Raw genomic sequence first — 21,037 nt, forward strand, 5'->3', positions numbered from 1 at the left:
GTCGTGTCCGACGACGCCGACTCCTCGGCTCCGATGTCTGACGGACTGTTCGACGACCCGGTCCCCGAACGCAGTTCGGGCATCACCGCGACGTCGCCGCTCGCGGTGCGCATGCGGCCCGCCCACCTCGACGAGGTGGTGGGCCAGGACCATCTGCTCCGGCAGGGCTCACCGCTGCGGCGTCTCGTCGAGGGGTCGGGCGCCGCGTCGGTCATCCTCTACGGTCCGCCTGGCACGGGGAAGACCACGCTGGCGTCCCTGATCTCGGGTGCGACGGGACGGCGGTTCGAGGCACTGTCCGCGCTGACCGCGGGCGTCAAGGAGGTCCGGGCGGTCGTCGAGCAGGCCAGGGTGGCGCTGCTGCGTGGCCAGCAGACCGTGCTGTTCATCGACGAGGTGCACCGCTTCTCGAAGACCCAGCAGGACGCCCTGCTCGCAGCGGTCGAGAACCGCATCGTGCTGCTCGTCGCCGCCACGACCGAGAACCCGTCGTTCGCGGTCGTGGCGCCCCTGCTGTCGCGATCGCTGATCCTGCAGCTCCAACCGCTCGGCGCCGACGCCATCCGGGTTGTGGTGGAACGAGCGATCACCGATCCACGGGGCCTGGCGGGCGCCATCGAGGTCGACGCCGACGCGGTGGACCTGCTGGTGTCCCTGGCCGCAGGGGATGCCCGGCGCGCCCTGACCGCCCTCGAGGTGGCCGCGGAGGCGGGCGACCACCTGACGGTCGAGACCATCGAGCAGTCACTCGACAAGGCCGCCGTGCGCTACGACCGCGACGGCGACCAGCACTACGACGTCATCAGCGCCTTCATCAAGTCCGTGCGCGGCTCCGACGTCGACGCCGCGCTGCACTACCTCGCCAGGATGATGACCGCGGGGGAGGACCCGCGATTCATCGCGCGCCGACTGATGATCCTGGCCAGTGAGGACATCGGCATGGCCGATCCGACGGCATTGCCCACCGCGGTGGCCGCGGCGCAGACCGTGCAGCTGATCGGCATGCCGGAGGCGCAGCTGACGCTGGCGCACGCCACCGTGCACCTGGCCACCGCGCCGAAGTCGAATGCCGTCACCACCGCGCTGGCTGCGGCGATGGGGGACATCAAGGCGGGCAAGGCCGGTCTGGTTCCGCCGCATCTGCGCGACGGGCACTACTCGGGTGCCGCGGCGCTGGGCAACGCGCAGGGCTACGCCTACCCGCACGACGACCCGGGAGGCGTGGTGCCGCAGCAGTATCCGCCCGCCGAACTCGTCGGCGTCGACTACTACCGGCCGACCTCGCACGGGGCCGAACGCGAGATCAGCGGCCGGCTCGAGAAGCTCAGAGCGATCATCCGCAGGAAGCGAGGCGACCGATGAAGGTCTTCGGTGACGACGAGATGGCGGCCATGCTGGCGACGGCGAAGACCTACACCCTGATGGTGCTGCGGACCGGGCCGAACTTCGGCGGGCCCGACACCGAGTCGGTGATCTGGGAGCACGGCCGCCGCAACTTCGGGCTGCGCGACGACGGTCGGCTGGCCCTCGTGCTGCCGGTCACCGACGACTCGGGCACCTGTGGCGTCGGGGTGTTCTCGGCCACGGTCGAGGAAACCAGGGAGATCATGGACGGCGATCCCGGCGTCCAGTCCGGTGTGTTCGTCTACGACGTGCATCCGTGCATGGGGTTCCCGGGCGACGCATTGCGCTGAGCCCACCCCACCTCCGTAACCGTCTGAAGAACTCTTGACACCGCCGAATACCACTCCTACCATTGTAGTCAATCAATTGGTTGATCAAAGAGAAGGTTGACGATTGAGGGGTGATGGCGATGCGGACCGACTCGACCGGGCCTTCCTGGCCCTGGCCGATCCGGTTCGCCGGGCGATCGTGGCGCGCTTGTCTCGGGGTCCGGCGACGGTCAACGAGTTGGCCGAGCCGTTCGACATCACCAAGCAGGCGGTGTCCAAGCACATTCAGGTGCTCGAGCAGGCCGGCCTGGTCACCCGGAGCCGGGAGGCCCAGCGCAGGCCCGTTCATCTCGACGCAGCGGCACTCGAAGCGCTGACGTCGTGGATCGACCGGTATCGGCTGGACGCCGAACGCAACTACCGCCGGCTGGACGGGCTGCTGGCGGCGATGACGGAGAACGCGACGACCGAGAACACCAGAGAGAACGAGGAGAGGGACCGATGACCAACGCACTCGACCTGATGGCGCCGGTGGACACGCTGGCGATGGACTTCACCCGCGAGTTCGCGGCGAGCAGTCAGGCGCTGTTCCGCGCGCACGCCGAACCGGATCTGGTGGCGCAGTGGCTCGGCCCGGGCGACCTCAGGATGACGATCGTCCGGTGGGACTTCCACACCGGCGGCGGATACCGCTACGTCCACGCCGACGCCGACGGCGAGTACGCGTTCAACGGCGTCTTCCACACCGTCCGGGAGAACGAACTCATCATTCAGACATTCGAATTCGAGGGCGCACCGGACATGGTCAACATCGAATTCCTGCGGTTCGAGGACCTGGGTGCCGATCGCAGCCGGCTCCGCGGCCGATCGATCTGCCCGAGCCTCGAAGCTCGCGACGGTCTGCTGTCGTCGGGCATGGAGGCCGGCATGGTCGAGGCGTACGACAAGCTGGATGCCCTGCTCACGGCGTGACATTGGAGCCAAATGGGCGTTGCCGCCGGGTGATCGGCTTCCGCGACGGGTCGTGAACGGGAGCACGACGTCAGCGGAGCCGAATCCGGCGGCAACGCAGGGGCACAGCGGGCAGGGGATCGAGGGGATCGCCCGCTGCACTGAGGTTCTCCGGTTCTAGCGGCGCACGACCCCGGTGCGGCGACGGCCCATGAGTGCGGACACGAGCGCGACGCCGATCGCGGCGACGACGACCTGGACCAGGAGCTCGATCCAGTCGATGCCGTTGGTGGCGGTGGGCAGGCCCAGCGCGCGAGCCAGGGCGGTGCCCAGGAACGCCGCGACGATGCCGACGAGGATCGTCACGATGACGGAGATGTTCTGCCTGCCGGGTACGACGAGTCGGCCGAGCACGCCGATCACGATGCCGATCAGGATCGCGGTGATGATGCCGGTGATGGTCATTTCTTCCTCCAGCCGATGAATGGTGACAGAGCAGTACCCAAGGGCGTCGGTCTAATAAACCCGCGCGTCAAAATCGTTGCCGCCCGTAGGCTCGAATCGTGCATACCGACGTGCTCGACGTAGACACCACCAGGCAGCGGACCGTGGATCTGACCGACGAGGTCCGGTCGTTCTGTGCGGGCCGCGGCGACGGCCTGTGCAACGTGTTCGTGCCGCACGCGACGGCAGGCGTGGCCATCCTCGAGACCGGAGCGGGGTCGGACTCCGACCTCGTCGACACCCTCGAGCGCCTGCTGCCGCGCGACGACCGCTACCGCCACTCGCACGGTTCCCCAGGCCACGGCGCGGACCACGTACTGCCGGCCATCGTGTCGCCGTCGGTCACGGTGCCCGTGCAGGACGGCAAGCCACTGCTCGGCACGTGGCAGAGCGTCGTGCTCGTCGACCTGAACCGCGACAATCCCCACCGTTCGGTCCGCCTGAGCTTCGTCGACGGTTGATCACCGCGTCTGCCCGGTGGGTCGGGACCGGTACTGTGATGCGGTCGACGGGCATCGGCCCCGTCGCAGGAACGGCCCGCGCGGACCACCCATGAACCATTAAGGACGAACAGCACGTGCAGACACACGAGATCAGGAAGCGCTTCCTCGATCACTTCGTGAAGGCGGGACACGCCGAGGTGCCCAGCGCATCGGTCATCCTCGACGATCCGAACCTCTTGTTCGTCAACGCAGGCATGGTGCAGTTCGTCCCGTTCTTCCTCGGGGCGCGCACCGCGCCCTGGAACCGCGCGGTCAGCGTGCAGAAGTGCATCCGCACCCCCGACATCGACGAGGTCGGCATCACGACCCGGCACAACACCTTCTTCCAGATGGCGGGCAACTTCTCGTTCGGCGACTACTTCAAGAAGGGCGCCATCGGGTTCGCCTGGACCCTGCTGACCAACCCGCAGGACCAGGGCGGCTACGGCTTCGACCCCGAAAAGCTCTGGGCGACGGTCTATCTCGATGACGACGAGGCGATCGAACTGTGGCAGGAGGTCGCCGGGCTGCCGCTCGAGCGGATCCAGCGCCGCGGCAAGGCCGACAACTACTGGTCGATGGGCATCCCCGGACCGTGCGGTCCGTCGTCGGAGATCTACGTCGACCGTGGTCCGGAGTACGGCGTCGACGGTGGCCCGGAAGCCAACGAGGACCGCTACATCGAGATCTGGAATCTCGTGTTCATGCAGAACGAGCGCGGCGAGGGCACCTCCAAGGAGGACTTCGAGATCCTCGGCCCGCTGCCGCGCAAGAACATCGACACCGGCATGGGCGTCGAACGCGTCGCGTGCCTGCTCCAAGGCGTCGACAACGTCTACGAGACCGACCTCGTCCGCCCCGTCATCGACCTCGTCGCGAGCATCGCACCCCGCGGATACGGCGCCGGGAACCACGACGACGACGTGCGCTACCGGGTGATCGCCGACCACAGCCGCACGGCGGCCATCATCATCGGCGACGGCGTCAGCCCCGGCAACGACGGTCGCGGTTACGTGCTGCGCCGCCTGCTGCGCCGCACCATCCGCTCGGCCAAGCTGCTCGGCATCGACACGCCGATCGTCGCCGACCTGATGGCGACCGTCCGCGACGCGATGGGCCCGTCGTATCCGGAACTGGTCTCCGACTTCGACCGCATCCAGCGCATCGCGGTCGCCGAGGAGACCGCGTTCAACCGGACGCTGGCCTCGGGGTCCAAGCTGTTCGACGACGCGGCCCGCACCACCAAGTCCTCCGGTGCCACCGTGCTCTCGGGCACCGACGCGTTCGCCCTGCACGACACCTACGGCTTCCCGATCGAGCTGACGCTGGAGATGGCGGCCGAACACGGCCTCACCGTCGACGAGGAGGGCTTCCGCGGCCTGATGGCCGAGCAGCGGCAGCGTGCCAAGGCCGACGCCGCCGCGCGCAAGCACGCCCACGCCGACCTGAGCGCCTACCGCGAACTCGTCGACGCCGGCCCGACGGAGTTCACCGGCTTCGACGAACTCACCTCGGACGCAACGATACTCGGGATCTTCGTCGACGGCAGGCGTGTCCCGGTCGTCGCCCACGGTGCGGCAGGCCCCGAGGGCGCAGCGCCCGAACGCGTCGAACTCGTCCTCGATCGCACCCCGCTGTACGCGGAGTCCGGCGGTCAGATCGCCGACGTCGGCACCATCTCCGGCACCGGGTCGAGCGGTACGGCCAAGGCCGCCGTCACCGACGTGCAGAAGATCGCCAAGACGCTGTGGGTGCACCGGGTGAACGTGGAGTCCGGCGAGTTCGTCGAGGGTGACACGGTGTCCGCGGCCGTCGACCCCAAGTGGCGGCACGGCGCCACCCAGGGGCACTCCGGTACGCACATGGTGCACGCCGCGTTGCGACAGGTATTGGGGCCGAACGCCGTTCAGGCCGGGTCCCTCAACCGACCCGGCTACCTGCGATTCGACTTCAACTGGCAGGGCTCGCTCTCCGACGAGCAGCGGTCGCAGATCGAAGAGGTCACCAACGAAGCCGTCGAGGCGGACTTCGCGGTCAACACCTTCAACACCGAACTCGACAAGGCCAAGGCGATGGGCGCCATGGCGCTCTTCGGCGAGAACTACCCAGACGAGGTGCGCGTCGTCGAAATCGGCGGACCGTTCTCCATCGAACTGTGCGGCGGTACCCACGTGCACAACTCGGCGCAGATCGGGCCGGTCACGATCCTCGGCGAAGCCTCGGTCGGATCCGGCGTGCGCCGCGTCGAGGCCTACGTCGGGCTGGACTCGTTCCGGCACCTCGCCAAGGAACGGGCCCTCATGGCCGGTCTGGCGGCGTCGCTCAAGGTGCCGTCGGAGGAAGTACCCGCACGCGTCGCCAACCTCGTCGAGCGGCTGCGGACCGCAGAGAAGGAACTCGACCGCATGCGGCTGGCCGGCGCGCGCGCCGCGGCAGCCAACGCGGCAGCCGGAGCGGAACTCGTGGGTAGGGTCCGTGTCGTGGCACAGCGGATGGCCGGCGGCATCTCGGCGGCAGATCTGCGCAGCCTGGTCGGCGAGATCAAGGGCAAGCTGGGCGCCGAGCCCGCGGTGGTCGCGCTGATCGCCGAGGGTGACGACGACGCCGTGCCGTTCGTGGTGGCCGTCAACGCCGGAGCGCAGGACCTCGGGCTCAGCGCCAACGACCTGGTCAAGGTGCTCGGTGCACCGGTGAACGGGCGCGGGGGCGGCAAGGCCGATCTCGCGCAGGGCTCGGGCCGCGGTGCCTCCGGTATCGACGCGGCGCTCACCGCGCTCCGCGCCGAGGTAGGCCGGAGCTAGCTGGGTGAGCCGTACCGACCGTCAACCCGACCGCCCCGGGAGTTCCGACCCTGGCCGCGGGCGACGGCTCGGCATCGACGTCGGCACGGTGCGCATCGGCGTCGCGACCTGCGACCCCGACGGCATCCTCGCCACGCCGGTGGAGACGGTGCGTCGGGACAAGTCCGACAAGCACATTCGCAGGCTCGCCCGACTGACGGCCGAACTCGAGGTGGTGGAGGTGGTCGTGGGACTGCCCCGCACGCTGGCCGACCGGGCCGGGACGTCGGCACTCGACGCCATGGACCTGGCCGACACACTGGCCGCGCGCATCGAACCCATCCCGGTACGGATGGCCGACGAGAGACTGACCACGGTGACCGCACAACGCTCGCTGCGCGAGGCCGGGGTGCGTGCCAAGGGTCAGAAGACGATGATCGACCAGGCTGCCGCCGTAGGCATCCTGCAGAACTGGCTGGATCAACGACGCCACGTGCTGGCGGAACACGGCGGAGCCGACGATGAGTGATGACCGCGGGCGCGGTTACGGGTACGACGACCACTACGGTCGCGACTACGAGCCACTGGACCGTGGCGACGAGCACGTCGACCACGGCGGGGCGACCGACGAGGGCTTCTCCTCCTGGGGCCATGACCGGCCGGGACCGGAGGCGGTCGGTGCCCCCCGACGCGCGATGAGTCGTACCGAGCGGGCCAGGGCCAAGCGCAATCGCCGCAAGCGCCGCAACATCACCGTCTTCTCGATCGCTGCGCTGGTCGTCGTGGTCGTCGGTGCGGTGTTCCTCGGCTCGCAGCTGTTCAGCGGCATGTTCGGCGGCACCGACGACGACTATCAGGGGGCGGGCGTCAAGGACGTCGTCATCGAGGTCAACAACGGCGACTCGACCACGGCGATCGGCGAGACGCTGAAGAACGCCGCGGTGGTGGCGACCCCGGCCGCGTTCGTCACCGCTGCGTCCGGCAACGACGCCATCACCTCCATCCAGCCCGGCTTCTACAAGGTGCGCACCGAGATACCCGCGGCCGACGCGGTGAAGCGGCTGGCCGATCCGTCGAACAGGGTGGGTCGCCTCGTCATTCCAGAAGGCAGGCAGCTCGACGACAGCGCCGACGTCAAGACCGGCTCGGTGACCGACGGCATCTTCTCGCTCATCTGGAAGGCCACGTGCGTGGACCTCGACGGGGCCCAGCAGTGCGTATCGGTGGACGACCTGAAGAACGCCGCGGCCACCGCCGACCCTGCGGCGCTGGCGATCCCGCAGTGGGCGCTGGAACCGATCGCCGCACTCGCCGACGACCACCGGCGCATCGAGGGGCTGATCGCGCCCGGCACGTGGAACGTCAACCCGTCGGCACCCGCACCGGAGATCCTGCACACGCTCGTCGCCGCGAGCGTCGCCCAGTACGAGGCGGGCGGATTGCTGACCGCCGGTGCGGCAGGCAACCTCTCGCCGTACCAGATCCTGATCGTGGCCTCGCTGGTGCAGAAGGAGTCGCTGCCCAACGACTTCGCCAAGGTCGCCCGCGTCATCTACAACCGGCTCAACGACCCGGTGTATCGGCGGCTCGAGTTCGACTCGACGGTCAACTACGCGCTGGACCGGCAGGAGGTCGCGACCACCGACGCCGACCGCGCCAGGCAGACCCCGTGGAACACCTACGCGCTCGAGGGCCTGCCCGCGTCGCCGATCTGCTCACCCGGACAGCCGGCGCTGGTCGCCGCGGAGAATCCCGAGCCGGGGGACTGGTTGTTCTTCGTGACGGTCGACATGCAGGGCACGACGCTGTTCACCCGCGACTACCCACAACATCTCGCCAACATCGAGGTCGCCCTGCGCAACGGGGTGCTGGACAGCGCACGGTAGTGACCGTCCGCAGGGCCGCGGTACTGGGATCGCCGATCGCGCACTCCAGGTCACCGCAGTTGCATCTGGCCGCCTACCGCGCGCTCGGTCTGACCGACTGGACCTATGAGCGCATCGAGTGCACCGCCGAGCGGCTGCCGTCCCTCGTGGCGGGTTTCGGGCCGGAATGGGTCGGCGTGTCGGTGACGATGCCCGGCAAGTTCGCTGCGCTGCGCTTCGCAGACGAGCGCACCGCTCGCGCCGAGCTGGTCGGCTCCGCCAACACCCTGGTCCACACGGCGACCGGGTGGCGCGCCGACAACACCGACGTCGACGGCGTGGCAGGCGCGCTGGGACCGGTCACCGGCTCCGCGGCCGTGATCGGGTCGGGCGGGACCGCACCCGCGGCCGTCGTCGCGCTCGCAGGCCTCGGCGTCACCGAGCTGTCGATCGTGGCGCGCAGCCAGGAGAAGTCCGCGCCGCTGGTCGCGCTGGGGGAGCGCCTCGGCGTCGCCACCCGCTGGGTCGGGCTCGGTACACGACTGCCCGGTCTCGCCGCCGCCGTCAGCACCATCCCGGCCGACGCCGCGGCCGCGCACGCCCCCTCGATCGTCGGCGTGCCGCTGCTGCTCGACGCGATCTACGACCCGTGGCCGACCCCGCTGGCGCTCGCCGTGGAGGCCGGCGGTGGGCGCGTGGTCGGCGGACTGCAGATGCTGCTGCACCAGGCCTTCGCCCAGGTCGAGCAGTTCACCGGGCGTCCGGCCCCCAAAGAGGTGATGAGGGCGGCGCTTTCGCGGGATTAGCCTTCGAGGGTGGGGGTGTGGTCCGGATGCGCGTGCGTGGCGGTGCTCGCCTGGCTGACGGCGCTGAGCCTCCACGACGTCCGGCGCCGCAGGCTGCCCAACGCGTTGACGCTGACCGGCGCCGTGCTGATACTCGCGTTCGCCGCGGCGCACGGCCGTGGCGCGGCGGCCCTGGCGGGTGCGGCGGCGCTGACCGCGACGTATCTCGTCGTGCACCTCGCCGCCCCGTCCGGCATGGGCGCCGGGGACGTGAAGCTCGCCATCGGTGTGGGAGCGCTCACCGGGGCGTTCGGCCCGGACGTGTGGCTGCTGGCCGCGCTCGGCGCCCCGGTCCTCACGGCGGCGGCGGGCATCCTCGCCAGACGTCCCGCCATACCGCACGGCCCGGCGATGTGCGCTGCCACCGCCGGGGCGCTCGCGCTGGCGGTTCTCTAGCCCCGGCGCACCGTCCGCCCATTGCGAGATGCGCCTTTTGGCGGGACCCACTCGCACTTCTCCGCCAAAACGCGTGTTTCGTCGATGCAGCGCAGCCTCGCGTGAGGGGACAGCCCGGCGTTTTCGCCGGGCGGGGGCGGGCGTGGGAGAATCGGACGCGTGTTGCGATGGACTACTGCAGGTGAATCCCACGGACGGGCCTTGGTCGCCGTGGTCGAAGGCATGGTTGCGGGCGTCCACGTCACCTCCGGCGACATCGCGTCCGAACTCAAGCGGCGCAGGCTCGGCTACGGCCGCGGCGCCCGGATGAAGTTCGAGGCCGACGAGGTGACGATCCTGGCCGGCGTGCGCCACGGCGTGACGCTCGGCGGCCCGATCGCCATCCAGATCGGCAACAGCGAGTGGCCCAAGTGGGAGACGGTGATGGCGTCGGACCCGGTGGACAGTCGGGATCTTGCCGAAACAGGCGCAGCGCGGAACGCCCCGCTGACCCGGCCGAGGCCGGGGCACGCGGACTACGCCGGGATGCTGAAGTACGGGTTCGACGACGCCCGTCCTGTGCTCGAGCGAGCCAGCGCGCGCGAGACCGCTGCACGCGTCGCCGCGGGCACCATCGCCAGGGCCTTCCTGCGCCAGGCGCTCGGGGTGGAGGTGCTCTCCCACGTGGTGTCCATCGGCGCATCGACGCCCTACGACGGCCCCCCGCCGCGGCCCGAGAACCTCGACGCCATCGACGACAGCCCGGTGCGTGCCTTCGACAAGGACGCCGAAGCCGCGATGATCGCCGAGATCGAGGCAGCCAAGAAGGACGGTGACACGCTCGGCGGCATCGTCGAGGTCGTCGCCGACGGGCTGCCCATCGGCCTGGGCTCCTTCACCAGCGGTGACAGCCGGCTCGACAGCCAGCTGGCCGGCGCGGTGATGGGCATCCAGGCCATCAAGGGCGTCGAGATCGGCGACGGGTTCGAAACCGCCCGCCGCCGCGGCAGCGTCGCGCACGACGAGATCTACCCGGGACCCGACGGCGTCATGCGCTCGACCAACCGGGCAGGCGGCCTCGAAGGCGGCATGACCAACGGACAGGCCGTGCGGGTGCGCGCCGCGATGAAGCCCATCTCGACCGTGCCCCGGGCACTGGCCACCGTCGACATGGCCACCGGCGACGAGGCCGTCGCCATCCACCAGCGTTCCGACGTGTGCGCGGTGCCCGCGGCAGGCGTCGTGGTCGAGACCATGGTGGCGCTGGTCCTGGCGCGCGCCACGCTCGAGAAGTTCGGCGGCGACTCGCTGACCGAAACCCGCGCCAACGTCGACACCTACCTGCGTTCGGTCTCCGCGCGCGGCGCTCACACCGAGTCGGCCAGGGCGCTGGGCTGATGGCGCCCCGAGCGGTGCTGGTGGGCATGCCCGGCTCGGGCAAGTCCACCATCGGCCGACGTCTGGCGAAGGCGCTGGGCGTCCCACTGCTCGACACCGACGCCAAGATCGTCGAGACGACCGGTCGCAGCATCGCCGACATCTTCCTCGACGGAGAAGCCGAGTTCCGTCGCATCGAGGCCGAGGTCGTGTGCGCGGCCTTGGCCGAGCACGACGGCGTCGTGTCGCTCGGCGGCGGGGCGGTGACGACTCCCGCGGTGCGCGAGGCACTGGCCGGCCACACCGTCGTGTACCTGGAGATCAGTGCGTCCGAGGGCGTGCGGCGGACCTCCGGCGGCGGCAGGCCGCTGCTCGCGACCGATGACCCCGACGCCAGGTTCCGCGCGCTGATGTCCGACCGGGTGCCGCTGTACCGGGAGGTGGCCACGTTGCGGGTGAACACCAACCGGCGCAATCCAGGCGCCGTGGTGCGGCACATCGTCCACCGCCTCGAGTGCGCCGCAAGCGACCACCCGCTGCGCCGACGTCGCCGATCGGCATGGCGCAGACTGCCCACCGTCCTCAATCCCGGACCCACCACCGAGGCCCCGCCGAGTCCCGCGGCACTGGCCCGCAGAGCGGAAGCGCGCAATGACTGAACCCGTCACCGTCGACGTCCACGTCGATCGGCCATACCCGGTGATCATCGGGCGCGGTCTGCTCGAGGACCTCACCCGTGTGCTCGACGGCAGGCACCGGGTGGCGATCCTGCACCAGCCGACACTCGCCGCGACGGCTGAGGCGATCCGGGATGCATTGGCCGCCAAGGGGATCGACGCCCACCGCATCGAGATCCCGGATGCCGAGGCGGGCAAGGAACTGCCCGTCCTCGGATTCATCTGGGAAGTGCTGGGCCGCATCGGAATCGACCGCAGGGACGCCGTGGTCAGCCTCGGCGGAGGTGCGGCGACCGACGTCGCAGGATTCGCCGCAGCCACCTGGCTGCGTGGCGTCGACGTCGTGCACGTGCCGACCACGCTGCTCGGCATGGTCGATGCGGCAGTCGGCGGCAAGACGGGCATCAACACCGACGCGGGCAAGAACCTGGTCGGCGCCTTCCATCAGCCGCTGGCAGTACTCGTCGACCTCGCGACGCTGGAGTCGTTGCCGCGCAACGAGATCATCGCAGGCATGGCCGAGATCGTGAAGGCCGGCTTCATCGCCGACCCCGTGATCCTCGACCTCATCGAGGCGGACCCGCAGGCCGCGCTCGACCCCACCGGCGACGTGCTGCCCGAGTTGATCCGTCGCTCCATCGCGGTCAAGGCCGAGGTGGTCGCCGCCGACGAGAAGGAATCGGCACTGCGCGAGATCCTCAACTATGGGCACACGCTCGCCCACGCCATCGAGCGTCGCGAGCGCTACCGCTGGCGGCACGGTGCGGCGGTCTCGGTGGGGCTGGTGTTCGCCGCCGAACTGGGCCGCCTGGCCGGGCGGCTCGACGACGCGACCGCCGACCGGCACCGCACGATCCTGACCTCGCTGGGACTGCCGGTGGACTACGACGCCGACGCCCTTCCGCAGCTGCTGGAGTACATGGCGGGGGACAAGAAGTCCCGCGCGGGCGTGTTGCGGTTCGTCGTGCTCGACGGGCTGGCGAAGCCGGGCCGGTTGGAGGGGCCCGATCCGGCCCTGGTGGTAGGGGCTTATTCGGAGATCGGTACCCGATGAGCGCTTGCGCGAAGAGAATCGAGTTCCGATGAGCGCTTGCGCGAAGAGAATCGAGTCCCGCCAGTGACCACCGCCGCCACCGTCAACGTCATCAACGGACCCAACCTCGGCAGGCTCGGCAAGCGCGAGCCCGCGGTCTACGGCAGCACCACCCACGACGACCTCGTCGCGCTGATCGAACGCGAGGCCGACGAACTCGGGCTGACGGTGCGGGTGCGCCAGTCCAACAGCGAGGCCGACCTGCTGGGCTGGGTGCACGACGCCGCAGATGCCGGCGAGGCGGTCATCCTCAACGCAGGCGCGCTCACGCACACGTCGATCGCGCTGCGGGACGCCTGCTCGGAGTTGACGGCACCGCTGATCGAGGTGCACATCTCGAACGTGCACGCTCGCGAGGAGTTCCGGCACCACTCGTACCTGAGTGCCGTCGCCACCGGCGTGATCGTCGGGCTTGGCGTGCAGGGATACCTGCTCGCGCTGCGCTACCTCGCCGCCGCGTCCTAGCCCGGCACGGCCCGCGTCAGGGCTGCTGGCGGCCTTCGGTGGTCGTGGGTGCCGTGCCCGCTTCCTCGGACTCGCGCGGGCTGGTCACGGTGGTACCGATCTGGTCGGTCCTGGCCGCCTGTGCGCCCTCGGCCGTCGAGCCATCGTCGGGGTAGTCACGTGCACCGACCGCCGCGAACACGTCGGTGTCGGCACGGTCGTCCTCTGCGGAGCGGCGCTGCAGCGGTGGCGCCTTGCGGTCGACCAGCACGCGGCCGATCGTGACGCCCGCGATGGCGGCGACGAACGTCAGCAGGGCGGTGAACGCGGCGAACGTCGTCAGTTCGTTCAGCAGTCCCTCGGCGTAGAGGTTGTCGTAGAACAGCGAGATGAGCCACGCGACGAAGCCGCTGACGACGCCCGCGAACAGCCCGGCGAGCAGCCAGGTCATCGCGAGGTCGCCGCGACGATCGGGGTCGGGGTTGGCGCGGGCGTCGGCGCGACCGTCGATGTTGCCCCAGATGAACGCGGCCACCGCGTACACGACGACCAGCGAAATGCTGATGATCAGAGCACTTGATTCGAACGCGTTGATCAGTGCGCCCTGAAGGAGCCGGACGACGACCATTAGGGCGGCGAAAACCAATCCGCGCAGCAACCACTTACTCATGAGGGCACAGCGTAGCGAGTAGCGTCATGCGCCGTGACGATTTCCCACCGCAGGGACCGGTTGCGTCGCCGTCTGCATGCGGCGAATCTCGACGCGATGTTGGTGACGGACCTGGTCAACGTGCGTTATCTGTCCGGATTCACCGGATCGAACGCCGCACTACTCGTGCTTGCCGACCACGACGTGCCGGTGCTGGCGACCGACGGGCGGTACGTCACGCAGGCCGGCGCCCAGTCGCCCGACGCCGAGCTGGTCATCGAGCGGGCCTGCGGGCCCCACCTCGCGGCGCGGGCGGCGGCAGGCGGGATCGGGCGGCTGGGATACGAGAGTCACGTCGTGACCGTCGACGGGTTCGCGCAGCTGCAGAAGGCGGCCGACGGGGTCGAGTTCGTCCGGGCGGCGGGAACCGTTGAGGCGTTGCGCGAGGTCAAGGACGCCGGCGAGATCGCGCTGCTCCGGTTGGCCTGCGAGGCCGCCGACGCCGCGCTCGCCGACCTGGTCGCCGCGGGTGGGCTGCGGCCCGGCCGCACGGAGAAGGAGGTTGCCCGCGACCTCGAGTCGCGGATGCTCGACCACGGCGCCGACGGCGTCTCCTTCGAGACGATCGTGGCGGCGGGCACCAACTCGGCGATCCCGCATCACCGTCCGACCGACGCCGTGCTGGCGGCGGGCGACTTCGTGAAGATCGACTTCGGCGCGCTGGTGGCTGGTTATCACTCGGACATGACCCGCACGTTCGCATTGGCGCCGGTGGCGCAGTGGCAGCGCGACGTCTACGACCTGGTGGCCACCGCGCAGCGCGCCGGCCGCGAGGCGCTCGCGCCGGGAGTGTCGCTCAGCGCGGTCGACGGTGCATCGCGCCAGGTCATCGCCGATGCCGGCTACGCGGAGAACTTCGGCCACGGGCTCGGGCACGGCGTCGGCCTGCAGATCCACGAAGCGCCGGGAATCAGCGCGTCATCCGCCGGTACACTGCTTGCTGGCTCTGCGGTCACCGTGGAGCCCGGTGTCTACCTGCCCGGCTACGGCGGCGTCCGCATTGAGGACACGTTGGTCGTGGGCGGGGATCACACACCCGAACCCGAGTTGCTTACCCGGTTCCCCAAGGAACTTGCAGTTCTCTCGTGACAACGAGGTAGGCCGCTCACGGACATGCTGAGGAGTAGTACCCAACGTGGCTTCGACCGCCGACTTCAAGAATGGGCTCGTCCTGAACATCGACGGCCAGCTCTGGCAGATCACCGAGTTCCAGCACGTCAAGCCAGGCAAGGGACCGGCCTTCGTGCGGACCAAGCTCAAGAACGTGCTATCGGGCAAGGTCGTGGACAAGACCTACAACGCCGGTGTGAAGGTGGAGACCGCCACGGTGGACCGCCGCGACGCCACCTACCTGTACCGCGACGGCGCCGACTTCGTGTTCATGGACTCCGAGGATTACGAGCAGCACTCCCTGCCCGAGGCGCTGGTCGGCCGCAACGCCGGCTTCCTGCTCGAGAGCATGCCGGTGCAGATCGCGTTCCACGACGGCGTGCCGCTGTACCTGGAGCTGCCGGTGACCGTCGAGCTGCTGGTCGCCAGCACCGAGCCGGGGCTGCAGGGCGACCGGTCGAGCGCGGGCACCAAGCCCGCCACCCTCGAGACCGGCGCCGAGATCCAGGTGCCGCTGTTCATCAACACCGGCGACAAGCTGAAGGTCGACTCGCGTGACGGCAATTACCTGGGAAGGGTCAATGCCTGACTCGAGCCGGGGCGAGCGAAGCGACGGGATATCGAGCCGGGGCGAGCGAAGCGACGGGATATCGAGCAAGGGCGAGTGGAGTTACTCGGGCGACGAAGGCAGTCGCAAGGGTCCGGACAAGGGCAGGCATCAGGCGCGCAAGCGCGCGGTGGACCTGCTGTTCGAGGCCGAGGCCCGCGGCATGACGCCCGCCGAGATCGCATCGTCGCGAAACGCGTTGGCGCACACGGACATGGACGTGTCGACGTTGAACCCGTACACGGTCACCGTCGCCAAGGGTGTCACCGAGCACGCCGCCCACGTCGACGACCTGATCTCGGCTCACCTGCAGGGCTGGACGTTGGAGCGGCTGCCCGCGGTCGACCGCGCGATCCTGCGCGTCGCGGTGTGGGAACTGCTGCACGCCGAGGACGTGCCGGAACCCGTCGCCGTCGACGAGGCGGTCGAGCTGGCCAAGAAGCTGTCGACCGACGATTCGCCCGGCTTCGTCAACGGGGTGCTCGGCCAGGTCATGCTGGTGACGCCACAGATCCGTGCGGCTGCGGCGGCCGTCCGAGGCACTGCCGGGCCCGCAGAGGACGCCTGAGCGTGGGCGTCCCGCAGGACTGGGCGCCCTACACCTCGGTGGACGAGGCGGCCCGGGTGTACCTGCGGGATCCCGACCTGGCACTCGAGCAGCTCCGCTCCGTCGTCGACTTCTCGGCGATCACGTCGTTCATCATGTCGCGCGGCGAGAGTGACGAACCGTGGGGCGAAGCGGTGTGGCAGGAGGTCGTGGCCACCGACGGCAGGCGTCTGATCCTGTGGAGGGCCGACGACGACGCGTCCGTGACCGCGGGATCGGAACCGCGCCGGATCCTCGACGCGTCGGTGCGCACGATCCTGCTGTCGACGGTCACCGACCACATCCTCACCACTGAGTTCGAGATCCTTCCCGACGGCACCCGCAGGCTCGCCGAGGTGCGACTGCGGATGTACACCCAGCTCCTCACGCGCGCGCGTCGGAAGTCGGTCGTCGACACCGATCTGTTCTGCGAGTCGTTCCGCTACACCAAGACCGTCGACGACGGTGGTCTCGCACAGATGCAGCGGCTGATGCAATTCGGTCGCGTGCTGTCCCGCTCGGCCTAGGAGCCGTCAGCTCGTCGTACGGACGAACTCGACGACGATCTCGCCGAGTTCCTCGCCGCGCTGCTCCTGGACGAAGTGGCCTGCCCCAGTGATCACCCGGTGCGGCATGCCCGCGGCGCCGGGGATGCGGCTGCGGAAGACGCGATCCCAGCCTGCGGTGGCGGGGTCGCCGTCGGAGTACGCGGTCAGGAACGGCCGGTGCCACTGCTCGAGGGCGGTCATCGTGGCCCGGCCGATCGCGGCACCTGGGTCGTTGCGCGTCAGCGGGACCAGCGCGATCATCTGGCGCAGCCCCGCCTTGTAGGTCCGGTCGGGAAACGGTGCGTCGTAGGCGGCGAGGACGTCGGCGGGCAGTGGCCCCGCGACCGCGTCGAGGAAGAAGCTGGGCGTGATGTCGGGGGCGCGCTGGTAGAAGCTGACGTAGTCGAGCAGTGTCTCGGCGTGCAGCACCCGGTCGTCGCCGACACCGTGATGCGGCCAGGTCAGCAGCCCGGCCAGCGCGGGGTCGCAGGTGTGCAGGATGGTGTTGGTGGCGACGATCCTGGCGAAGCGCTGCGGGTGGCGGGCCAGCACGCTGAGCCCCAGCGGACCGCCCCAGTCCTGCACCACCAGGGTGACGTCGGCCAGATCCAGCCGGGTGACCAGGCTCGTCAGCCACTCGACGTGCCTGACGAACGTGTAATCCGTTGCCTCGGTGAGCTTGTCGGAGCGGCCATACCCGATGTTGTCTGGGGCGATGACGCGCATGCCTGCGGCGGTCAGCACGTCGATGACCAACCGGTATGCGTACGACCACGTGGGCTGCCCGTGCAGGAGCAGCGCGACGGGGCCGTCCTCGGGACCGGCATCGACGTAGTGCATGCGCAGCGGCGGGATGCCGCGGGCCTCGACGTCGACGTAGCTCGGCGCGTGGTCGAAGCCAGGCAGTCCGGCGAAACGATCGTCCGGAGTCCTCAACGCGGTCATGTCTGGGCTCGTTCCATAGTGGGGGTTTCGCCGATTCGATCGCTGGGCAGTCTAGGCGCCTGCGCGCGCACTGACGCTCAGCTCGCTGGAACGGGGGGGGGCAGGTTGATGACTGACGACACCACGGTGGCACCGGAGCCGGCGGTAGGGGAGCAGCGAGGTCTCGGCACGAGCCTCAAGCCACGCCACATCACGATGATCTCGATCGCCGGGGTGATCGGCGCGGGCTTGTTCGTGGGCTCGGCGAACGCGATCAAGGAGGCTGGGCCCGCAGTCTTGATCTCCTACATCCTGGCGGGCACGCTGGTCGTGCTGGTGATGCGCATGCTCGGCGAGATGGCGACCGCGAATCCGGACACCGGATCGTTCTCGGTGTACTCGGAGCGGGCGCTCGGCCACTGGGCGGGGTTCTCCGTTGGTTGGCTCTACTGGTGGTTCTGGGTGTTGGTGATCCCCGTCGAGGCGACTGCTGCCGCAGCGATCCTCACCGACCTCATCGGTGGCGCGCAATGGATCTGGGCATTGGCCGTGACCTTGCTGCTGACGATCACGAACCTGGTGAGCGTCGGCAACTACGGGGAGTTCGAGTTCTGGTTCGCGCTCATCAAGGTGGTCGCCATCGTCGCGTTCATCGGCATCGGCGTCGCGGCGATCTTCGGTCTCATTCCCGACTCGGGGGTCAGCGGCATCGAGAACCTATGGCAGCCCGACGGATTCATGCCCAACGGCTTCGGCGCAGTGATCGCGGGTCTGCTCATCACGATGTTCTCGTTCATGGGCACCGAGATCGTGACCATCGCCGCGGCGGAGTCGCCGAACCCCGTGAAGGGCATCGGCAAGGCCGTCAACTCGGTCATCTGGCGCATCTCGCTGTTCTACGTCGGCTCGATCTTCGTGATCGTCGCCCTGATGCCCTACGACCAGCTGGCCGACGGCTCCTACCAGTCGACGCTGGAGGCCATCGGCATTCCCGGGTCCAAGCTCATCATGGACCTCGTCATCCTCACAGCCGTGGCATCGTGCCTGAACTCGGCGCTGTACACGGCTTCCCGGATGCTCTACTCGCTCGGCGAGCGTCGTGACGCGCCCCAGGCCGTGCGCAAGGTCGCAGGCAACGGCGCGCCGTGGGTGGCGGTGCTCGCGTCTATGATCGTCGGATTCCTCGCCGTCGCAGGCAATTACCTGCTGCCCGAGAAGATCTTCGGGTACCTGCTGGCCACCAGCGGGGCCGTCGCACTGTTCGTCTACCTGTCGATCGCATCGAGCCAACTGGTGCTCGGCCGCAAGATGCGGGCCGCAGGCGAGCGGGCGCCGGTGGCGATGTGGCTGTTCCCCGGCCTGACCATGGTGACGATCGTCGGCATCGTCGCGATCCTCGTGCTGATGGCGTTCGACGCCGATCAGCAGCAGGCGATCCTGCTGTCGGCCATCTCCGCGGTCTTCATCGTCGTCGCGGGGCTGATCGTGCAGCGCAGGCACCGATCGACCCGCGCCGCCGACATCGCGAAGGTCTGAGGGTCAGTCCTCGAGCGCCTGGTAGGTGTGGCGGACGAACTTCGGTTGCGCCGCTTGGAGTTTGAGCATGGACGTATTGCCTGCCACCGCTGCGGCAGCACTGTCGGGGCTGAGGTCGGGAAGGTTCTGGATCAGGTAGATCATGATCCGGTCGACCGACGGATCGGCCTGCCACCACGTGCCGAACGCACCCGGCCAGCTGAACGTGCCGAGGCCGCCAGGGCCGTAGAGCTGACGCGACTGGGCGGGATCGGTCACCACCGAGAGGTTCAGGCCGAACCCGCGGCCGCGCCAGAAGGGCATGCCCAGGAACGGGATCCGCTTCTGCTCGTCGGTCAGCCGGTTGGTGCGCATCGCGGCGATGGACTCCTCGGACAGCACCCGCACGCCGTCGACGGTGCCGCCGTGCAGCAGCATCCGGGCGAACGTCAGGTAGTCGTCGGCGGTCGACCAGAGCCCCGCGCCGCCTGCGCAGAAGGGCGGCGGCGTCAACGGTGCCGGTCCCATCGCGTCGTCGCGCAGGGTGAACCCACCGGAGCCCGACTCCTCGAGCTTGTACATCGTCGCCGCCCGGCTGCGGCCCTCGCGGGTGACGGAGAACCCGGTATCGGTCATGCCGAGCGGCTCGAAGATCCGCTCCGCCAGCACCTCCGAGAGCGGCTTGCCCTCGATGCGCGACAGCGCGATGCCAAGGACGTCGGTCGCATGACTGTAGGTCAGCCGGTCACCGGGCTGGTGGGCCAGCGGCAGCTTGACCAGTTCGGCCAGCCAGCGGTCCTGGTCCTGACGGAACATCAGCTTGCCGTAGCCCCGGTTGAGCGGCGCTCCCACCGAGAACGCATACGCCAGACCGCTGCGATGGGTCATCAGGTCGTCGAACGTAATGGGGCGGCGCACCGGCACCGTCTTGTCGAGCGGCCCGGCCGGATCCGCCATCACCCGGAGGTCGGCGAGTTCGGGCAGCCACGGCGTGACCGGGTCGGTCAGCGCGAACCGGCCCTCCTCCACCAGCGTCATGGCGGCGGCGACGGTCACCGGCTTGCTCATCGACGCGATGCGGAAGACCGTGTCGCGCTGCATGGGGACGCGTGCGGCGACGTCGCGGTAACCGAGTTCGTTGACCTGCAGCACGCGGCCGCCCTGCCAGACGAGGGTCACGGCGCCGGCGAGTACCCCGGCGTCGATCACCTCCTGGATGGATGCCTGGTTCCCGTCGAGATTCATCGCGTTTCAGCGTAGGCCGTCGATTCGGGCCCACCGCGCCGGTGGTAAGGTTCGGCGCAGTTCGACGTCCTTTAACGATCCGTCCAGCGAGGCGGAGAAGGAGGTCCGGGTACGTCATGCCCAATGCCTCAGCCGGCTCTGCCGACGCCAGTCCCGATCGGGAACTGATGTCCGCGGCAGACGTGAGCCGAACGATCTCCCGCATTGCCCATCAGATCATCGAGAAGACCGCGCTCGGCGGTCCCGATGCGCCGCGCGTCGTGCTGCTGGGCATCCCCACCCGCGGCGTCACCCTCGCCACCAGGCTGGCCCGCAACATCTCCGACTTCTCCGGCGTCGACGTGGCGACCGGCGCGCTCGACGTGACGCTGTACCGCGACGACCTGATGTCCAAGCCGCCACGTGCGCTCGCAGAGACGACCATCCCCGACGGTGGCGTCGACGGAGCGATCGTCGTCCTGGTCGACGACGTGTTGTACTCCGGCCGCACCGTCCGCGCTGCCCTCGACGCACTGCGCGACGTGGGCCGCCCCCGGATCGTGCAGCTGGCGGTGTTCGTCGACCGCGGCCACCGCGAACTCCCCATCCGTGCCGACTACGTCGGAAAGAACGTGCCCACCTCACGCCTGGACAACGTGAAGGTCCGGTTCGCCGAACAGGACGGCGCCGACGGCGTGACGATAGCGAACACGGGAGGGCCCCCGCGATGAGCGCTTGCGCGAAGAGC

General features: G+C 69.4%; 24 protein-coding genes. 20 read left to right on the forward strand and 4 right to left on the reverse strand.

The window, feature by feature from the left end; all coding sequences use genetic code 11:
* The first annotated feature begins 33 nt into the window (after nt 1-33).
* From LOK44_RS17020 to LOK44_RS17035, 4 genes are all read left to right on the forward strand, one after another.
* On the forward strand, nt 34-1,362 hold the full coding sequence (locus tag LOK44_RS17020; RefSeq protein WP_237571527.1) for a replication-associated recombination protein A: 1,329 nt from the start codon (nt 34-36) through the stop codon (nt 1,360-1,362).
* Nucleotides 1,359-1,694 (forward strand): YciI family protein, encoded by a 336-nt coding sequence (locus tag LOK44_RS17025; protein ID WP_237571282.1) that lies wholly within the window; start codon nt 1,359-1,361, stop codon nt 1,692-1,694. Before LOK44_RS17020 ends, LOK44_RS17025 begins: the two co-directional genes overlap by 4 nt.
* Nucleotides 1,695-1,797: 103 nt before the next feature.
* Nucleotides 1,798-2,178 (forward strand): ArsR/SmtB family transcription factor, encoded by a 381-nt coding sequence (locus LOK44_RS17030; RefSeq protein ID WP_237571283.1) that lies wholly within the window; start codon nt 1,798-1,800, stop codon nt 2,176-2,178.
* Nucleotides 2,175-2,645: an SRPBCC family protein gene (locus LOK44_RS17035; protein WP_237571284.1), complete on the forward strand. Its 471-nt coding sequence runs from the start codon at nt 2,175-2,177 to the stop codon at nt 2,643-2,645. Before LOK44_RS17030 ends, LOK44_RS17035 begins: the two co-directional genes overlap by 4 nt.
* Nucleotides 2,646-2,801: 156 nt before the next feature.
* Here LOK44_RS17035 and LOK44_RS17040 read toward each other — a convergent pair whose 3' ends face one another.
* The gene (locus LOK44_RS17040) at nt 2,802-3,089 is read right to left on the reverse strand and encodes a GlsB/YeaQ/YmgE family stress response membrane protein (protein WP_163917821.1); all 288 of its coding nucleotides are present in this window, start codon (nt 3,087-3,089) and stop codon (nt 2,802-2,804) included.
* Between the two features lie 98 nt (nt 3,090-3,187).
* On the opposite strand from LOK44_RS17040, the gene LOK44_RS17045 reads away from it, so the two are divergent.
* The 10 genes from LOK44_RS17045 (at nt 3,188) to aroQ (ending at nt 13,087) form a co-directional block, all read left to right on the forward strand.
* Nucleotides 3,188-3,589 (forward strand): secondary thiamine-phosphate synthase enzyme YjbQ, encoded by a 402-nt coding sequence (locus LOK44_RS17045; RefSeq protein ID WP_237571285.1) that lies wholly within the window; start codon nt 3,188-3,190, stop codon nt 3,587-3,589.
* Nucleotides 3,590-3,705: 116 nt separating this feature from the next.
* Complete coding sequence (alaS, locus tag LOK44_RS17050) at nt 3,706-6,411, forward strand: alanine--tRNA ligase (RefSeq protein WP_237571286.1); 2,706 nt, start codon at nt 3,706-3,708, stop codon at nt 6,409-6,411.
* A gap of 4 nt (nt 6,412-6,415) precedes the next feature.
* Nucleotides 6,416-6,919, forward strand: a complete 504-nt coding sequence (gene ruvX / locus LOK44_RS17055) for a Holliday junction resolvase RuvX (RefSeq protein ID WP_237571287.1) — start codon at nt 6,416-6,418, stop codon at nt 6,917-6,919.
* A complete protein-coding gene (mltG, locus tag LOK44_RS17060; protein ID WP_237571288.1) occupies nt 6,912-8,276 on the forward strand; it encodes an endolytic transglycosylase MltG in 1,365 nt (454 codons plus the stop codon). The genes ruvX and mltG overlap by 8 nt, the downstream gene beginning before the upstream one ends.
* Entirely contained in the window at nt 8,276-9,061 is a 786-nt protein-coding gene (locus LOK44_RS17065; protein WP_237571289.1) for a shikimate dehydrogenase, read from the forward strand. Before mltG ends, LOK44_RS17065 begins: the two co-directional genes overlap by 1 nt.
* A gap of 9 nt (nt 9,062-9,070) precedes the next feature.
* Nucleotides 9,071-9,496 (forward strand): prepilin peptidase, encoded by a 426-nt coding sequence (locus LOK44_RS17070; RefSeq protein ID WP_237571290.1) that lies wholly within the window; start codon nt 9,071-9,073, stop codon nt 9,494-9,496.
* A 159-nt stretch (nt 9,497-9,655) separates the two neighbouring features.
* Nucleotides 9,656-10,873 (forward strand): chorismate synthase, encoded by a 1,218-nt coding sequence (gene aroC / locus LOK44_RS17075; RefSeq protein ID WP_237571291.1) that lies wholly within the window; start codon nt 9,656-9,658, stop codon nt 10,871-10,873.
* A complete protein-coding gene (locus tag LOK44_RS17080; protein ID WP_237571292.1) occupies nt 10,873-11,511 on the forward strand; it encodes a shikimate kinase in 639 nt (212 codons plus the stop codon). The genes aroC and LOK44_RS17080 overlap by 1 nt, the downstream gene beginning before the upstream one ends.
* The gene (gene aroB, locus LOK44_RS17085; RefSeq protein WP_237571293.1) at nt 11,504-12,583 is read left to right on the forward strand and encodes a 3-dehydroquinate synthase; all 1,080 of its coding nucleotides are present in this window, start codon (nt 11,504-11,506) and stop codon (nt 12,581-12,583) included. The genes LOK44_RS17080 and aroB overlap by 8 nt, the downstream gene beginning before the upstream one ends.
* A gap of 63 nt (nt 12,584-12,646) precedes the next feature.
* Entirely contained in the window at nt 12,647-13,087 is a 441-nt protein-coding gene (gene aroQ, locus LOK44_RS17090) for a type II 3-dehydroquinate dehydratase (RefSeq protein ID WP_237571294.1), read from the forward strand.
* Nucleotides 13,088-13,103: 16 nt separating this feature from the next.
* Here aroQ and LOK44_RS17095 read toward each other — a convergent pair whose 3' ends face one another.
* A complete protein-coding gene (locus LOK44_RS17095; RefSeq protein WP_237571295.1) occupies nt 13,104-13,736 on the reverse strand; it encodes a B-4DMT family transporter in 633 nt (210 codons plus the stop codon).
* A gap of 33 nt (nt 13,737-13,769) precedes the next feature.
* Here LOK44_RS17095 and LOK44_RS17100 point away from each other — a divergent pair, with 33 nt between their 5' ends.
* From LOK44_RS17100 to LOK44_RS17115, 4 genes are read left to right on the forward strand one after another with little or no spacing between them, the layout of a single operon-like run.
* Nucleotides 13,770-14,864, forward strand: a complete 1,095-nt coding sequence (locus LOK44_RS17100; protein ID WP_237571296.1) for a M24 family metallopeptidase — start codon at nt 13,770-13,772, stop codon at nt 14,862-14,864.
* 46 nt (nt 14,865-14,910) lie between these two features.
* Nucleotides 14,911-15,474 carry an elongation factor P gene (gene efp / locus LOK44_RS17105; RefSeq protein WP_237571297.1) on the forward strand — a complete coding sequence of 188 codons (564 nt, stop codon included), beginning with the start codon at nt 14,911-14,913 and terminating at the stop codon, nt 15,472-15,474.
* Entirely contained in the window at nt 15,467-16,060 is a 594-nt protein-coding gene (gene nusB / locus LOK44_RS17110; RefSeq protein WP_237571298.1) for a transcription antitermination factor NusB, read from the forward strand. Before efp ends, nusB begins: the two co-directional genes overlap by 8 nt.
* A 2-nt stretch (nt 16,061-16,062) precedes the next feature.
* Nucleotides 16,063-16,605: a hypothetical protein gene (locus LOK44_RS17115; RefSeq protein WP_237571299.1), complete on the forward strand. Its 543-nt coding sequence runs from the start codon at nt 16,063-16,065 to the stop codon at nt 16,603-16,605.
* Between the two features lie 6 nt (nt 16,606-16,611).
* On the opposite strand, the gene LOK44_RS17120 is transcribed toward LOK44_RS17115, so the two are convergent.
* Nucleotides 16,612-17,571, reverse strand: coding sequence for a haloalkane dehalogenase (locus LOK44_RS17120; RefSeq protein WP_237571300.1), 960 nt, complete (start codon nt 17,569-17,571; stop codon nt 16,612-16,614).
* A gap of 108 nt (nt 17,572-17,679) precedes the next feature.
* Between LOK44_RS17120 and LOK44_RS17125 the strand changes: the two genes are divergently transcribed.
* Nucleotides 17,680-19,086 (forward strand): amino acid permease, encoded by a 1,407-nt coding sequence (locus LOK44_RS17125; protein ID WP_237571301.1) that lies wholly within the window; start codon nt 17,680-17,682, stop codon nt 19,084-19,086.
* Between the two features lie 3 nt (nt 19,087-19,089).
* Here LOK44_RS17125 and LOK44_RS17130 read toward each other — a convergent pair whose 3' ends face one another.
* Complete coding sequence (locus LOK44_RS17130) at nt 19,090-20,310, reverse strand: serine hydrolase domain-containing protein (RefSeq protein WP_237571302.1); 1,221 nt, start codon at nt 20,308-20,310, stop codon at nt 19,090-19,092.
* Between the two features lie 116 nt (nt 20,311-20,426).
* Here LOK44_RS17130 and pyrR point away from each other — a divergent pair, with 116 nt between their 5' ends.
* Nucleotides 20,427-21,020 carry a bifunctional pyr operon transcriptional regulator/uracil phosphoribosyltransferase PyrR gene (pyrR, locus tag LOK44_RS17135; protein ID WP_283817852.1) on the forward strand — a complete coding sequence of 198 codons (594 nt, stop codon included), beginning with the start codon at nt 20,427-20,429 and terminating at the stop codon, nt 21,018-21,020.
* Nucleotides 21,021-21,037: the final 17 nt, after the last annotated feature.

The organism is Mycolicibacterium lacusdiani (assembly GCF_021916785.1).
Lineage (GTDB): Bacteria > Actinomycetota > Actinomycetes > Mycobacteriales > Mycobacteriaceae > Mycobacterium > Mycobacterium lacusdiani.